We start from the raw sequence: 14,985 nt of genomic DNA on the forward strand, positions 1-14,985 counted from the left end.
GTCCGCAATCAGAAAGGGAGCACCGCAGCATGGCCGCGATGCTCCCCGCTTGTACACACCCCTGAAGAAGTCCCGTTAGAAAGTCAGCCTGTAGCCGATGCTTCCGTTGAAACTGGTGGCGCGGCTGCGGAAGTCCGCATTGACATCCGCAAAAATGGAGCTGGTGTAACCCACCGGAATGGTGATGCCCGCGCCTGCCTGCACGCCGGTGGCTCCTTCCCTGGCTCCGTTCACGCGGAATCCTGCGCCGGGCACGCCGGCGGGCGACAGCGCTGCCGTGGTTTTCCGGTCGCCCAGGAGCTGGACAACCTGCACCCGCAGTTCACCCATGGACGCGCGGCCCGTCAGGTTGCTGGAGAGCTCTCCGCGGAGCCTCGCCCCCAGTCCCACGGTGCCGTAGGTGGAATCCATGTCGTCCACGCTCATGCCCAGGCCCCCTGATTCCGTGAAGCCGTCCATCCGGCTCTTGTACACGGAGGCGTTCACCAGGGGCTGGAACGCGGAGGTTTTATTTTCATCCAGGTACAGGTCATACGTGCCTTCATAAAAGGCGCCATAGCTGCTGCCGCTGGTGCTGCCGTGCATGGCGTACATGCCGGCTCCGGGGATGCCTGCGGTGCGGTCCAGGGAAGCGTCGTTCCATCCGTAGGTGAGGATGACGTTGTGCGCCCAGCGGCCCGACTGGATGCGGAAGAACAGATTGCCGTAGTAGGAGTCCAGGTCTCCGTTCGCCATGTAGGCGTCCAGGTCGCCATAGCTGGCGGAGAAGGCCGCTCCCCATACGAAGCTGTCGCTGCACGTTACGTCAAATCCGAAGGTGCCGCCCCAGGTGTTGAGCTTGTAGCCTGATTCGTCCATCCGGTCATCCAGTTTGCGGTAGCCGCCTTCCCCTTCAATCCAGGCGTTGAAGCAGGGCAGGTCATCGTTGATGTACTGCGGGGAGGCTCCCATCTGGGAGAGGCGGTTGCGCAGGTGGAGCACCTGGTCCCGGAGGGCTCCCTTCTGGGCGGAGTGCAGGGCGGTGACGCCGCTGCCCGCATAGGAGGAGAGGGCGGATTGAAGGGCGCCCGTGTCCCCCATGGCCTGGGCGGTGCCCACGGCATTGAGGAATTCCATCATGGCCGGGGTGATGCTTCCGGGGGAGGAGGTGACGGCCCACAGGCTGTCCACCGCGGCTCTCTGGTTTTCCGTGGAGGCGAAGTCCTTCAGCGGGCTGTCTCCCAGTTTGGTGAAGTGGACCTGGAACAGCTTGCCGTCGTCGGAGAGTATCTTGCTGATGTCATAGACGAGGTTGGCGAAGCCGGCATAAGTCAGGTTCACCATGTCCGCCGTCCAGGTTTCCCCGTTTGCCGTGGCCAGGCCGTTTTCCGCATAGAAGGCGTTGATGGTGAATTCCGGCAGGATGGCCCAGTCTCCCGCGGTACCCAGGCCGTAAATGTTGACGTTGATGGATGGGTCCGCCCCGTTGATGCGGATGGAGCCGTTTTCCGCCTTCACGGCGGCCCAGGCGTTGTCCGCGCTGCGGGCCAGCGTTTCCGTATTGACGGTGAGGTCCAGGGAAGCGCCGGAGTCCAGATCGGCCGCCACTCCGCCGTTGCTGCCGGTCAGCACGAGCTGGACCGCCCGCTGGTTGGGATTGCCGCCCAGGTATAGTTTGCCGTTGGAGGCGATGGAGAGCGTGTTGGCCGTGGTATTGTTCATCAGGGAGAGGTCCGCCGTGGCGTCCAGGCCGGAGGCGTCCCGGGTGTTGCTGCCGATGGAAATGTCCCTGTAGGTCATGGAGCCGTCCGCGGCCAGGTCCTTGTCTCCCAGGACGAGGTGGCCACCCGCCCGGGTATGGCTGACGTCCACGCCGCCATTCCCGGAGGAAAGGATGATCTGCGTGCCTTCGCCCCGGTGGGTGATGGCTCCCGTGCCGGTGATATCCCCCTTGAAGGAGTAGGTTTTCCCGTCGTTGGAGGCCAGTTCCAGACGTCCGTTTGCCCCCAGGTGGAGCGCGCCGTTTTCCTGCTCCTGGTGGAGCCCTTCCAGCGCGATCGTGGAGCCGTCCTGCAGGCGCAGGCTGCCGCCCCCCAGATGGAGCAGCACGTCTTCGCCCAGATTGCTGTCCGTGCCCAGAATCAGGTTGCAATTGTCCAGTTTCATGGTGCCGGAGCCGGTGACGCTTGCGTGGAGCGTCAGGTCTGAAAGCGTGTCTCTGGCGATGGTGAGCAGGGCGCCCCCGTTCAGGGTGATGGAGCCGGAGCCCGCCAGATCCCCGGCGGCCAGGGAGGCGGAGTTCAGCGTCAGCGCGGCATCCTGTTCCACGTTCAGGGCGCCGGAGATGATGGAACTTTCCTTCGTGTTCTGGAGCACGAGCTCTCCCTGCTGCACGTCCAGAGCGGAGGCGGTCACGCTGCCGTCAATGGTCAGCCTCTGTTCACCGTCCTTGACGAGCTGCGCCGCTCCTTCAATGGAGCCCGCATAAGCGGTGTTGCCTGGTTTGTCCGGATCTGCGGAGGTTTCATTCAGCAGCGTGATGATCACGTCGCTGTCCGTTCCCGTGTTCACGACGGCACCGGCTTCCGTGCCGGCCAGATAGCGGATGGTGGTTGTTTTGTCTTCCGGCGCAGTGGCCGCGGACAGGTCGATGTTCAGCGTTCCGTTGTTGGTGACGCTGGGGGTTGCCCCCAGGGTGCTGGCGGAGGTGACGTTTTTGGAAGCTCCCTTGTCAATGACCATGGCGTCCAGCTGGCCGAAGGAGATGATTACCTGGCCGCCTTCCGTCCGGGTAATGTCCCACGCCATGCCGTTGTATTCGCTCAGCGTGATGTGGTTGGTATCCGCGTGCAGGGCGGCGTTGGTGACGTGGAAGGCGTAGTCCCCCGGAGCGGCGAGCAGCGCCACGGCATCCGCCGTCAGCGTCAGGGTCAGGTTCCCCAGGGTCAGAGTGGAATTAGCCGCGTCATTGAACTGGATGATTCCCGTGCCGTCCGCGCCCATGTTGGCGGCGGAAAGCCTCAATTGCGTGTCGGAGCCGGACAGGTCCGCATGGCCCGTCAGGCCGGAAATGGTTCCTGTGCCGCTGCCCATGTTGATGGAGTTCAGCTTGCTTCCGTCCAGTCCGCCCAGGTTGACGTTCCCGGTGATGCCGGAGACGGAGACACTCCCGGCTCCCAGTCCCGCCGTATTGGCGAGTGCCCCCGCAGAGATGGATATTTTTCCGGAGACGGCCTGCCCGGCCAGGTCCAGCGTTCCTCCTTCCACCCAATAGGTTCCGGTTCCGGTGTCTGCGGATTTGAGGGTCAGGTTGTGCGAGGTGCGAATCGTGCCGTTGTTGGTGATGTCCAGCGTGGCTCCCTGGTCCTGGTTGAACCGGAGGGCGGAGCCTGCATCCACGGTCAGGGAGGCGACCGTATTGCCCAGGGCCTTGTCCAGCGCAAGGTCCGAATTTCCGGTGACCTGCACCTTGTCAAAGTTCTGGAGCGTTCCGAGGAAGCTGGTAGTGTAGTGGTCGAAGACGAGCTTCTTCTCCCCGTTCACTGTTCCTCCCCCCTTGCCGTCGATGGTGCCGGCGTATTTGTCAAATTTGTGTTCGGAACCGTCTCCGGTGGTGGCGGCAATGTCCTTCAGGGTGATGGCGGTGCCTCCGTTGATGGTGCCGCTGGCCTTGTTGCCGCCGCACAGGAGCGTCCATGTCCAGTTGTCCCCGTCAGCCTTGCCCAGAATGGCGTCCGTGCCCGTGACGGTCAGGCTGGTTCCCTGGGAGATGGTGCCGTCCGTTTTGTTCCCGGCGTAGATTTCGTTCATGAACGTTCCGCCGTTGATGTAAAGGGAGGTGGAGCCGGAGATGGTTTTGTTTCCCGTGTAAAGGCCGCCGAAAATGCGGTGGGAGAACACGCCGTCATTGAACACCATGGTGATGTCCCCGTTCACGGCGGTGGCATAGGCTCCCGCCACGGAGGTGCGGTCCGCCTCCCCGTTGGTGAAGGAGGTGTCATAGGTCCCGGTGGAGGAGGAGAATTCCAGGTAAATATCCCCGTGGACGGTGCCCCCGTTAACAGTGCCGAATACCGTGGATTTGCCAATGGCCCCTTCCGCCAGGCGCAGGTGGATGTCCCCGTACAGGTCGCCCGACGTGTGGCCTCCTATCCAGCCGTTATCGCTGCTGACGCCTTCCCCCAGCGTCACCCACAGGTCCTGGCGGCTGTCCGCGCTGCCATAGGCCCCGTTGTTGGCGTAAATGAATTTGGTGCTTCCCGTTCCCGTGATGCTGGCAATGTTGGAGTTGGTGCCGTTGCGGGCATTATACGTGGCATTGGCCCCGGCCGTAGCCACGGCGGTGGCGGCGGCGCCCGTTGTCCATTCGATCATGCCCGGCTTGAGGGCGGAGGAAGCTCCGCCGTTTGCCAGATAAAGGGCTTCCGGTCCGGTGATGCCGCTGGTGGAGGGCGCGTAGGAGAGGGAGCCGTCCAGCGCCAGATTGGACAGGATGGCGTCCAGCGTGCCGGAATAGCTGAAGGTGAGGCCGGAGGAGCTGCCCCCCGCCGCCGTCTGCGCCTCCCCGATGAGGACGTCCCCCAGCCAGATATAGTAGCCCGCGTTCAGGCCGTGGGCGTTGTCCCCCGCCACGTAGGCCACGCGGATGGAATCCGCATTGGCGGACATGTCTTTGGAGTACAGGATGGTGCTTCCCCACTGGATGTACGCTTCATTGATGTTCAGCGTTCCGTTGCCCAGATTCAGGGAGAAGTTGTTCGTGGTGTCCCAGCCGCCCGTGGCGCCGTTGCCCAGGCGCAGGGTGAAATCCACCGTGTAGCCCTTGTCCTGCCCCTGGGAGGCTCCCCAGTTGTAAGTGAGGGTGCTGCTGCCGGATTTGTTGAAGTTGATCGTGTTGTTGGAGATGGTGACGTTATTGGCGGTAAAGCCCTTGGCCGTCAGCGTCTGCTGGGTGATGGAGGGCGTCTGGCCGAAGTTGACGCCCAGTTCGTGGGCGGCTTTCCTTTCCTGCCCGGCGGACCGCCCCGCGTACCCCATGCCCTTGGCCAGGTTGCCCGCCATCAGCAGGTCCCCCTGGGCGTTCGGGTGCAGCCCGTCCGCCGTGGGATTGTGGAACATGGAGCGCACCCCGTAGAAAGGGGTGGAGGAGGCCACGTCAATGATGCCCGCATTGATGTCAATGACTTTGACGCCGTTGGCGGCGTTTTCTGCGCCCCATTCTTTCAGGGATTCGTTGTAGGTGGCTACGGCCTGGTGCGTTTCAGCCAGGTTCCCGTTGGAATGCTGCGTCCAGCAGGGGATGGTCATCACCAGAATGCTTGCGTGGCTGTTGGCGGTGCGGATGGAGGAGACGATGGAATCCATGTCGCTCAGCAGAAGGTAGGTGACCCCGTCCAGCCGCAGGTGCAGCGTACTGTTGTTGTTGTCGGAAAGGAGGTCGTTGGTGCCGGCGAGCAGGAAAAACGTGTCCGGCGTGTCGGCCCCGGTAAAGGTCTGGCCCGTGTAGGTTCCCCCCTGGGTTTTTTCCGTGCTCAGGCCCAGCCAGTTCTTGATGTTGGAGCCGTCAAACCGTCCGTAGCTGCTGCTGTTCGCCCTGCCGGCGATTTCATAGGCCCGCGCGCTGGCCGCGGAGGAATGGAGATTCTGGAAAATCCTGCCGCCGTAGGAGGTTCCCGCGGCCACTCCGCCGCTGTAGTTGCCGGTCATGATACCTTTTTCGGTATAGCTGATGCCGTTGTCTGCAAAAATTTTGTGCATGGCCCAGCGCCAGGAGCCGCTGTTGACGCCATGGGTGATGGAGTCCCCTACGTACATGACGTTGCCAAGGTTTCCGTCTGAAACAGAGGCGGAGGCCACGGTAGAGAACAGGGCGCTGCACGCAAGCAGGACGGACCTTAGAGAGAAGGGTAATCTTAAACGCATATCCTAGCAGTATGCGAATTAGGAATCCGGCCTCAACTCAAAATGTTGAAGTTTAGTGTATTATAAATTTCAATACATTGAGATTGAAATCATTGTGACACGTCTGGTCTTTTTGGAGCTTGCTTTTTCCCCTGATTTTTGCAGGGCTTGGGATTTGCCGTGTTTTTAGCAGTAACTGACGGATTCCTAATCCGTTGCAGGATTAGTCACAAAGGCACTGGTTCATGTCCAGCGCAGGGTTGTCCGGAATGGAGTCATTGACGATGACGGCGGGAACGCCCGCCACCGTGGTATGGGGAGGGACGTTTTCCAGGACGACGGAGCAGGCGGCGATTTTGGCGCAGGCGCCGATGGTGACCCTGCCCAGGATTTTGGCCCCCGCGCCGATCAGGACGCCGGATTCCACAATGGGGTGCCGGTCTCCTTCCTCCTTGCCCGTGCCGCCCAGCGTTACTTCATGCAGGATGGAGACGTTGTCGCGGATGATGGCGGTTTCCCCCACTACAAAGCTGGTGGCGTGGTCCAGCAGGATGCCGCAGCCGATGGTGGCCGCCGGGTGGATGTCCACCGCAAAGACTTCGCTGGCCAGGCTCTGGAACTGAAGGGCCATGATGGTGCGGCCGTGCTGCCACAGCCAGTGGGAGATGCGGTACGTGGTGATGGCGTGGAACCCCTTGTAGAAGAGCAGGGGTTCCAGCGGCGTGCGGCAGGCGGGGTCCCGGTCCACGATGGCGATCAGGTCGTTGGCGATCTGGCTGAGGATGTTCTGGTTTTCCGCCAGCGCCTCCCGGATGAGGGGTTCGATCAGTTCCCGCGGCATGTCCCGGCGGGAGAGCTTGCGTGCCAGCCGGGCAGAGATGGAGGTGGCCAGGGAATTGCGGGACAGGCAGACGTCGTCCAGAATGCCGCGCATGGCGGGTTCTTCCTCAGCCGCCTCGCGGGCGCATTCCACCACCCAGTCCCATACTCCGTTGATGATGCATTCGCAGTTGGTGCACTGCCGGAGTTTTGAGCGTTTCAGGCTGGTCATGGCGGAAGAAGGTGGAAAGGCAAAAGGAGCCGCCTTTCCCGAAGGGGAAGGCTGCACCCCCACAAGTACCAGAGTACGGCGGATTTGAGAACCGGAAAGTACGTCCTATGCCCAGCCGGGCATGACCTGCCTCCGTCAGCCGAAGATGACGTGCACGATGTCCATGCACCAGGCGTCCACGGACCACGGGCCGGGACCGGTCAGCAGCAGCGCCAGGGCGGAGCCGGCATAGAGCAGGTGGAATTCCACGCCTTCCCCGGCTTTTTTCCCGGACCAGTTGGCAAAGTAGCCGTTTTTAACGTGCTTGGTCATGGCGACGGCCATCATGATGATGACCGCGAGCGCAGCTATCCTGGTGAAGACGCCCAGCACCAGGCAGATGGGGGCGAAGAATTCCGTCAGCATAGCCACCTTGGCCAGGAAGGGGGGAATGCCCATTTTTTCCGTGAAGGCCTGGTACGTGCCGTCCCAGCCCGCTCCCCCGAACCAGCCCAGCACTTTCTGGGCTCCGTGCGGCCACAGGATCAGGGCCAGCGTCAGCCGAAGGACCAGCAACCCCCACGCCGCCGCAATAATGGTAATGGAATCAATGGTGTCCATGAATTTGAAATGGTTGAAGAAAAGACCCTTTTATTCCATGGGACGTTCATTTCCGGGCATGGAAAAGGCCGGAGAAGGAGGTCATTTCCTCCCTCTCCGGCCCTTGAAGTCAGGATGGCGCGTCCGTTACCGGGGAATGGAATGGTAAAGCTGTTCCAGCGCCAGCACGCAGTAGGAGGTCACCAGGACGGGGTCCGCCTCCCACCAGCGGTTGTTGGTGTTTACCCAGGAGCCGTCGCTCTTCTGGATGGAGATGAGCTTGTTGGCCAGTTCGTCACGCCAGTCCACCTTGCGGCCGTCTTCCAGCGTCAGGGTGTCTATTCCCATGGCGCTGAGAGCCTTGGACATGGCCTGGTAGTAGTAGTACAGGCCCTGGACGCCCATGCCGGGGTTTTCATCCAGGTTGTAGCTGTTTTCCAGCCATTTGAGGGCCAGCTTGACGCGGGGGTCGTTCTTGTCCACATTGGCGTAAATGAGGGATTGCATGCCCGCGTACGTCATGCTGCCGTAGGCCCTGGGCGGTTCCGCCTTGTCAAACGCGGCGCTTTTGCTGTCCCTGGCGCTGGCGACGCCCGGGCGGTACACGAAGCCGCCGAGCTGGGATTTGTCACTGGAGACCCAGGGTTCCTTGTTGACGGCTGGGTTCTGCTGGCAGCGGTTGATGAATTCCGTGGCGGCGTTCCAGTCCAGGTCCGGCTGTTCCCCGTATTTGCCGTCCTTGGCGAGCTTCTGGGAGTAGTAAATGGCTTCCAGGGCCAGGGAGGTGTTGGAAAGGTCTGCAATGGGAGGGGCCTTTTTATCCCCGTAGCCGATGCCGCCGTTGTAGGGGTTGTCCGGAGCGAAGTGGTTCTGCTGCTTGATGAGGTAGGCGCGGCCCTTGAGGATGGCGGGGGCGTATTCCTCCTTGTTGGCGGCCAGCAGGGCCATCATGCACACCGCGGTGTTGTAGGAGGACATGCCGCGGTTGAAGATGGAGCCGTCCTCCTTCTGGGATTTCAGGACGAAGTCATACCCCTTCCGGATGTATTCCGGGATGGGCTTGCCCTGGTTGGCGGGGTCGCGCATGTAGGCGGTGACCGCCAGGGCCGTCAGGGCCGGATAGGACGGCTGCGCCCAGTAGCCTTCCGGGTTCTGCTTGCTTTTCAGGTATTCGTTCCCTTTTTCAATGGCGCGCAGGATTTCCTGGCTGATGGAGGCGTATTTGGAGGCGGCCGCTTCTCCGGGAACGGCCGTCACGGTGGTCTGGCCGAAGGCGGCTGTGCCCAGCGCGGCGGCCAGCGTTAATGAAAGTGCGGATTTGAACATAATGTGCTATTGCTTGGGTTGAACCGGTTTCTGGGAGATGGTGACGGTGACGTTCGTGCCGGGGGGCAGGTTTTTCTTCGGGTTGACGATCCAGCCCGTGTCGTTGACGCCGTCATGAAAGTCGCCGATGTAGTTGATGGGGGAGGTGCGGCTCGCGAAGATGGAGATTACTTCTCCGCTCAGGCTGGCCTGGTAGGCCCCTTCGTAAAAGAAGGAGTTGGTGTAAAGCCAGTCATTGGGGTCCAGCCCCTTGCGGGTCTGGGAGTTCACGACCATGTCGGAAAAGTCGCTCTTCTGCTCCTTGCCGTTTTCCGTGTAGGTCATGGCGACCTGCACGTAGGAGTCCGCATAGTCCGCGGGCTTGGGCTCCGTGAAGGGGAGCCATTCAAAGTTTTCATCCCGCACCGGGAAGAATTTTTCAAAGCGGTGGAATTTGAGCAGCGTCATGCCCAGGCTGATGTGCAGGGGGTCCGCCTCCGTCACCAGCAGGGATTCATGCAGCTTGCCGTTGGGCATGCAGCAGATATATTCCAGAATGCCCGCCTGCATGTTGACCTGAGCCTGGAAGCTGACGGTGCGTTCCTTGTGGTTCACGATCACGTTGCCTATCTTGATGCGGTGCTCGTCCAGGGGTTCGAATTTGGGTACCGTCTTGCCGTCCGGCAGGGGGACTTCCCGGGGGGCTTCCTCTGGTGCGGGCGCATCCGGATCTCCCGCCGGGGCGGAAACGTCCTGCGCATGGGCAAAGCCCCAGGAGCAGGCAAGCAGGGTGATCGTAAATTTCAGGAACATGTTTATGGAAATTAGATTGTGAAAATGAAAGCTTCCGTTCAATGAAAAAGGCGTCCGTGATTGATTTGTTACTTTTGAATCACGGATGCCTGGAAGGAATGATGGAGGGAGCCTAAACCAGTTTCAGCCTGGCAAGGTCCTGAAGGTCGACGATGCCCACGGGAGTCATTTCCGCGTTGAGCACCACCAGGTCGTCAATGTGGCGGTTGCTGACGGCCTTCACCGCCTCGGCGGCCAGGTCGTCTTCCATCACATAGATGGGGTTGCGGGTCATGAGGCCGCTGACGGGCTGCTCCCCGATGAGGGGATTGGCTCCGTACGCCCGGACGAAGTCTCCGTGGGTGAAGATGCCGGCCAGCTTGTTGTCCGCCGTCAGCAGGATGCAGGCGCCGGTGTGGGCGGTGGTCATCGCCTTCAGGCAGTCGTTCACGGAGGCGGTTTCCGGAAGGATGGCCATTTCCTCCCCCCGGCGCATGATGTCGCTCACCTTGGTGAGCAGCGCGCGGCCCAGGGAGCCGCCGGGGTGGCGTTTGGCGAAGTCCCGCGCGGTGAAGTGGCGCGCTTCCACCAGGGCCATGGCAAGGGCGTCCCCCATGACGAGCATGGCCGTGGTGCTGGAGGTGGGGGCCAGGTTCAGCGGGCAGGCTTCCCGGGAAACGCCCGTGTCCAGCACGATGTCCGAGTATTTGGCCAGGGAGGAGGCCGTATTGCCCGTCATGGAAATGATGGGCAGTTCAAAGCGTTTGATGAAAGGGAGCAGGGCCAGCAGTTCCGAGGTTTCCCCGGAGAAGGACATCGCGATGCAGACATCGCCGTCCTGGACGATGCCCAGGTCCCCGTGCAGGGCGTTCAGGGAATCCAGCAGGACGGTGGGCGTTCCGGTGGAGTTCAGGGTGGCGACGATTTTGGCTCCGATGTTGCCGGATTTGCCTACGCCTACGATGACGATCTTGTTGCCGCGGTCCAGGGCCTGGGACATGAGTTCCACAGCTTGGTTGAAATTGTCATCCAGCCGGGACAGGACGCCGCGCAGCTCTTCAATCTCCATTTCAAAAACGGATTTGGCGCGTGTTAAATGATTCATATCTGGCGGGAATGATGCCAGATGCCCCCATGGCCGTCAATTTTTCATTGCGGCTCCGCGGTCCCCGTTTTTCCGGCACCTGCACGCGGGATTGGCTGCCAGCGGAATGGTGGTGAAGCGCATGCGCCGCGTGTCTGCGGAGAGCATGGCTCCCACCAGCGGAGAGGGGATGCCGGCCAGGTATTTCAGGGTTTCCATGGCCTGGATGCAGCCGATGATGCCCGCATGCGCGCCCAGGATGCCGGCGGCGGAGGCGGTGTCTTTCTCCTGCATGGGCGTGTCTGCCGGGAAGAGGCAGCGGTAGCACGCGGTGCCCTGGTGGGGGGCGAAGACGGCCACCTGGCCGATGAAGCCTTTCACGGCTCCGTGCACCAGCGGCAGGCGCAGGGCGCAAGCGGCGTCCGCCATGGCGAAGCGCGCCGCGTAGTTGTCCGAGGCGTCCAGGACCAGGTCGCACCCTTCCAGCAGGGAAACGGCGTTGTCTGGGGTGAGCCGCCTGTGGACCGTGTTGATGTGGACGGAAGGGTTCAGGGCGTACAGGCGCCTGGCGGCGCTGGCGGTCTTGGCCGTTCCCGCCGCATCCGTGGCATGCAGGATCTGCCGCTGGAGGTTGGAAAGGCAGACCTCGTCCGGGTCGATCAGGGTCAGCCGCCCCACGCCCGCGGCGGCAAGATAAAGGGCCGCGGGGGAGCCAAGCCCCCCGAGGCCCGTCAGGGCGACGTGCGCCCGTTTGAGTTTTTGCTGGCCCTGTTCGCCCAGTTCCGGAAGGGAAAGATGCCTTGCGTACCGTTCGGTTTCTTCCTGGGTGAGGGTCATTGCTGTCGTCGGGATTAACGGCGGGCGGAGTTGCCGCTGAAGGCGTACAGGAGCAGCGTCCATCCGGAGAAGATCAGTTCCACTGCGATCAGGGTGCCGATGAACCAGGCCGTGGATTCAGGCCAGCCGAAGATGACCATGAGGCCCAGGATCAGCGTGATGATCACGTTGAAGAGCCGCCAGCCGCTGGCGGGCAGGGAACGGGTCTGGAGCCAGATGGCCCCCTGGAAGACGGCGGCGATGACCAGGCCCCACCCGATGATGAGCGTGGTGATGGCCAGGGAAATATTGGGGTCCCGGAACAGGAACCAGCCGGCGATGCCGTACAGGATGGCCGTCACCAGGTTCCACCAGCGGGAGGACGGGACGGTGAAGACCTGGACCAGCCGGACGACGGCCAGGATCATCAGCATGATGCCGATCACCCAGATGAAGCTGGCCCCGACAATCCAGGGAGAGGCCAGGGCGATGAAGCCAAGAAATAGCTCGATGACGCCAAGGATACCCATCCACCATGAGTTGCCGGATACCGCGGAGCTGCTGACTTGAGGTTGAGTTGTCATATGGCGGTATGACCGGACCCGCGGCGGAAACGTTGAAGAATGACGATTTTATTTGCCGGCGGATGCCTGCGGCGGAGTGTTCTTCGGGTCCATGGTCTTCAGCAGCTCCGGAGTGACGTTGATCAGAACGGGGCCGCTTTTGGGGTGCGCCTGGGGGGGGACGAAGTAGGAAAAGGCCCTGGCGGGCAGTTGTCCCGGGATTTCCGGCATGATGTAAACCTCCACGAGAACGGCGCCCTTTTTGCCGTTAGGGCTGTCGGAAAAGTTCAGCGTGAGGGAGTTGGTTCCGTCCCTCAGCCCGCCGGAAATGATTTCCGCCAGGCGCGTGTTGTCGAATTCATGCGGGGAAATGTTGTTTACGTTCGCCTTGACGGTGCGGCCGGGGCAGTCCACCAGAATTTTTGCGATGTATTTGGGCGGCGGGCAGACAGGCGGCACGGCGGGAATTTTTCCAAGGGGCTGGAAGCCGTCCTGCTCCATCAGGACGGTGGCGTCGCCGCGCTTGAGGCATTCCTTGACGGCGGGCAGGCGGGTGAGGTTGAAGAAGCGCGCCTGGTCGTATTTCCATTTGCCGTTTTCGTGGGTGAACAGCAGGACCAGGGCGTTGGAGTCCGTCGGTTCCTGGCCCAGCCCCAGGTCCACCTTGCCGTAGTAGGTGGCCGCGGCCGTGGGACCGTCCACCACGGAGCCCACGTACATCAGCGGGGCGAGCGCGGGCGGAGCCATGGGCTGCCGGAACAGGGAGGCGGGAAAGGGGCGTTTTTCAGAGACGGCCAGGTTGCGCACTTTCACCTGGCGGTAGGCGGAGGTGGTGGCTCTCCAGCCGTCATAGTTGCCGCGCAGCAGGTGCAGGCGCCATGTGTTGTAGGCTACGTCCAGATCATCCCTCAGTTTGGCGTCTCCGGGCCGGGGGGCGGCGGAGGCGGGGGCGAGAAGAGCTGCGGCGCAGCAGGCCATGGTGAGAATGGAGCGGAAAGTCATTACACGATTATTTAGACATCAAACTTGCGCGGAGTGCAACACAATTGCATCATGAAGCCGTTCTTATGGAATTGTTCACGGAAGCCGATCATCTGGCGGAAGCCCGGTACAGGAAACTGTTGCGGGAACAGCCCGGCTTTGTGTGGAGGCGGTTTTCAGACGGTGAGGAGCTGATGGCCTACGTCTTTTTTCCTCCTGGCCATCGAGAGGGCGCTTCCGCGCCCTCCGTGCTGTTTTTTCACGGCGGCATGTGGGTGGGAAAGAGCCTGGGGGATTTTGTGCCATGGGCGCTTCACCTTGCCCAGCAGGGAATTGTGGGGATTATTCCCATGTTCCGTACGCGCGGCGCTTATGAGGTGGAGCCGATGGATATTCTGGAAGAGGGCCGGGAAGCCTGGGCCTGGGTGTATGAAAACGCCGCCCTGCTGGGTCTGGACCCGGCCCGCATTACCGTAGCGGGGAGCGATGCGGGAGGACTGATGGCCCTGCATGTGGCCCTCCCCGACCATCCCGCGCGCTGGTCCCTGTTCCGCAGGAAGGCTCCCCTTCCGCCCGGTCCTGCCGCCGTGGCCCTGTTCCGCGGCGTGTGCGATCTGGCGGCGCAGTCCGCCTTTAAACTGGGAGGCATGATGCCCCCTGACCAGCGGGATGCCGTCAATCCCCTGCGGCGCGTGCAGAAAGGGCTGCCTCCCCTGTTCGCGAGCCATGGCGGAAGAGACAGGCTGCTGCCGTGGCGCAATAGCGAGCGGCTGGCGGAGCTGTGGCGGAAAAAGAAAAACCGCTCCAGATTTGAGCTTCTGGACGTGACGGACCACACGTTTTACCATTTCAATGTAAATGCCGCCTATTTTGAGCAATTGCTCAACAGTTGGAGTTCCTTCATGGTGGAGCAGGGCATTTGGGAATATAACGAGGGAATGGACGCCGGATTGCTGGGCTGACCGGAGAATACCGCCCGTGAAATACACGGCGGCAAGGGTGGGGCTTTCCTGTCAGCGGCCGCCCAGCATGTTTTCCCGGATTTCCTGCATGTCCCGGCGGAAGGCGGGCTGCGTCTGCGGGGTAGGCGGCTGGATATCCCATTCCTTCATCTTTTTGCGGACCTTGAGGAATGCCTCCTGCTCGCTGGCGCCGTATTTCTTGCAGACGGTGGAGAGGGTCAGTTCCGGTCCCGTGAAGCGGCCCTTGAGGAAGAAAGGCAGGTCGTGCTGCCAGGCGCGGCGGAAGTCCTCCGGGCATCCGTCCGTCCTGATGGGGGCGAACAGTTCCCTGACCTGGCTTTCCCGGATGCCCGCGGTGTTCATGCAGATGGCGGTTTCCATGTAGGCCAGCGTGAATTCCAGCATGACCCGTTCAATGGATTGCCTGGCCTGGGCCAGTTGGTCCGGGGTAAGGCCCATGACTTGGGCGCGCAGGGCGGCCAGGGCTTCCAGGATGGCCTTGGGGTCGCCACAGGTGCGCGGATCCATGCGGGGGATTTGTTCATCCTCGTCGTAAAGGGGAATGGGCGGATGCACCCGGGAATTGATCTTGAACAGTTTGCCCTGGAGCCGTTCCCGGAGGTCCTTCAGGCTGACGCCGTACTTACGCAGGACGGGCGCCGCGTAATTGCGCCCCGGCTTGTCCGTCTGCCGCAGCCATGCTTCCTGAAAATCAGCGGGGCATTGCTGAAGGCCCGCCGCCAGCATGGCGTTCCGGAAGTCCTCCGCCTTGGGCGTTTTATTGGCATAGGCGTGGGTCCATTCCATTTCCAGCATCCAGATGGCGGTGAGGCCCAGGAATTGTTCAATCGCCTGTTTGGCCTCCGCGGGTTCCGGTGCGGGAAGTCCCGCCGGAGCGGCGGCGGAGGACGGGATGTGCCAGCAGAACGGGAACAGCAGGGCGAAAGCCAGGAACGGGCGCAGCAGATGCAT

Annotated in this window: 11 protein-coding genes; 1 reads left to right on the plus strand and 10 read right to left on the minus strand. The window is 61.9% G+C overall.

The window, feature by feature from the left end; genetic code table 11:
* Positions 1-75 precede the first annotated feature (75 nt).
* The 9 genes from M8N44_RS12050 to M8N44_RS12090 form a co-directional block, all read right to left on the minus strand.
* Complete coding sequence (locus M8N44_RS12050; RefSeq protein WP_102731640.1) at positions 76-5,901, minus strand: autotransporter domain-containing protein; 5,826 nt, start codon at positions 5,899-5,901, stop codon at positions 76-78.
* A gap of 202 nt (positions 5,902-6,103) precedes the next feature.
* Complete coding sequence (gene cysE, locus M8N44_RS12055) at positions 6,104-6,931, minus strand: serine O-acetyltransferase (protein ID WP_022397562.1); 828 nt, start codon at positions 6,929-6,931, stop codon at positions 6,104-6,106.
* Positions 6,932-7,066: 135 nt separating this feature from the next.
* Positions 7,067-7,531, minus strand: coding sequence for a DoxX family protein (locus M8N44_RS12060; protein WP_022397561.1), 465 nt, complete (start codon positions 7,529-7,531; stop codon positions 7,067-7,069).
* 126 nt (positions 7,532-7,657) lie between these two features.
* Positions 7,658-8,836, minus strand: coding sequence for a prenyltransferase/squalene oxidase repeat-containing protein (locus M8N44_RS12065; RefSeq protein WP_022397560.1), 1,179 nt, complete (start codon positions 8,834-8,836; stop codon positions 7,658-7,660).
* Between the two features lie 6 nt (positions 8,837-8,842).
* The gene (locus M8N44_RS12070; RefSeq protein WP_102726680.1) at positions 8,843-9,628 is read right to left on the minus strand and encodes a YdjY domain-containing protein; all 786 of its coding nucleotides are present in this window, start codon (positions 9,626-9,628) and stop codon (positions 8,843-8,845) included.
* Between the two features lie 112 nt (positions 9,629-9,740).
* Entirely contained in the window at positions 9,741-10,712 is a 972-nt protein-coding gene (locus M8N44_RS12075; protein WP_022397558.1) for a KpsF/GutQ family sugar-phosphate isomerase, read from the minus strand.
* 36 nt (positions 10,713-10,748) lie between these two features.
* Entirely contained in the window at positions 10,749-11,528 is a 780-nt protein-coding gene (locus M8N44_RS12080) for a HesA/MoeB/ThiF family protein (RefSeq protein ID WP_180975231.1), read from the minus strand.
* A gap of 14 nt (positions 11,529-11,542) precedes the next feature.
* Positions 11,543-12,091 (minus strand): HdeD family acid-resistance protein, encoded by a 549-nt coding sequence (locus M8N44_RS12085; RefSeq protein ID WP_102722689.1) that lies wholly within the window; start codon positions 12,089-12,091, stop codon positions 11,543-11,545.
* Positions 12,092-12,139: 48 nt separating this feature from the next.
* Positions 12,140-13,072, minus strand: a complete 933-nt coding sequence (locus tag M8N44_RS12090) for a hypothetical protein (RefSeq protein ID WP_102728753.1) — start codon at positions 13,070-13,072, stop codon at positions 12,140-12,142.
* A 65-nt stretch (positions 13,073-13,137) separates the two neighbouring features.
* On the opposite strand from M8N44_RS12090, the gene M8N44_RS12095 reads away from it, so the two are divergent.
* The gene (locus tag M8N44_RS12095) at positions 13,138-14,013 is read left to right on the plus strand and encodes an alpha/beta hydrolase (RefSeq protein ID WP_102728752.1); all 876 of its coding nucleotides are present in this window, start codon (positions 13,138-13,140) and stop codon (positions 14,011-14,013) included.
* A 51-nt stretch (positions 14,014-14,064) separates the two neighbouring features.
* On the opposite strand, the gene M8N44_RS12100 is transcribed toward M8N44_RS12095, so the two are convergent.
* On the minus strand, positions 14,065-14,985 hold the full coding sequence (locus tag M8N44_RS12100; protein ID WP_146021159.1) for a hypothetical protein: 921 nt from the start codon (positions 14,983-14,985) through the stop codon (positions 14,065-14,067).

It is taken from the genome of Akkermansia massiliensis (assembly GCF_023516715.1).
GTDB classification, from domain to species: Bacteria; Verrucomicrobiota; Verrucomicrobiia; order Verrucomicrobiales; family Akkermansiaceae; genus Akkermansia; species Akkermansia massiliensis.

What these genes read in the sequence shown, in the direction of transcription:
- M8N44_RS12085 (WP_102722689.1), bottom strand. Translation starts at nt 12,091, where the DNA reads ATGACAACTCAACCTCAAGTCAGCAGCTCCGCGGTATCCGGCAACTCA.
- cysE (WP_022397562.1), bottom strand. Translation starts at nt 6,931, where the DNA reads ATGACCAGCCTGAAACGCTCAAAACTCCGGCAGTGCACCAACTGCGAA.
- M8N44_RS12070 (WP_102726680.1), bottom strand. Translation starts at nt 9,628, where the DNA reads ATGTTCCTGAAATTTACGATCACCCTGCTTGCCTGCTCCTGGGGCTTT.
- M8N44_RS12060 (WP_022397561.1), bottom strand. Translation starts at nt 7,531, where the DNA reads ATGGACACCATTGATTCCATTACCATTATTGCGGCGGCGTGGGGGTTG.
- M8N44_RS12065 (WP_022397560.1), bottom strand. Translation starts at nt 8,836, where the DNA reads ATGTTCAAATCCGCACTTTCATTAACGCTGGCCGCCGCGCTGGGCACA.
- M8N44_RS12090 (WP_102728753.1), bottom strand. Translation starts at nt 13,072, where the DNA reads ATGACTTTCCGCTCCATTCTCACCATGGCCTGCTGCGCCGCAGCTCTT.
- M8N44_RS12080 (WP_180975231.1), bottom strand. Translation starts at nt 11,528, where the DNA reads ATGACCCTCACCCAGGAAGAAACCGAACGGTACGCAAGGCATCTTTCC.
- M8N44_RS12050 (WP_102731640.1), bottom strand. Translation starts at nt 5,901, where the DNA reads ATGCGTTTAAGATTACCCTTCTCTCTAAGGTCCGTCCTGCTTGCGTGC.
- M8N44_RS12100 (WP_146021159.1), bottom strand. Translation starts at nt 14,985, where the DNA reads ATGCATCTGCTGCGCCCGTTCCTGGCTTTCGCCCTGCTGTTCCCGTTC.
- M8N44_RS12095 (WP_102728752.1), top strand. Translation starts at nt 13,138, where the DNA reads ATGGAATTGTTCACGGAAGCCGATCATCTGGCGGAAGCCCGGTACAGG.
- M8N44_RS12075 (WP_022397558.1), bottom strand. Translation starts at nt 10,712, where the DNA reads ATGAATCATTTAACACGCGCCAAATCCGTTTTTGAAATGGAGATTGAA.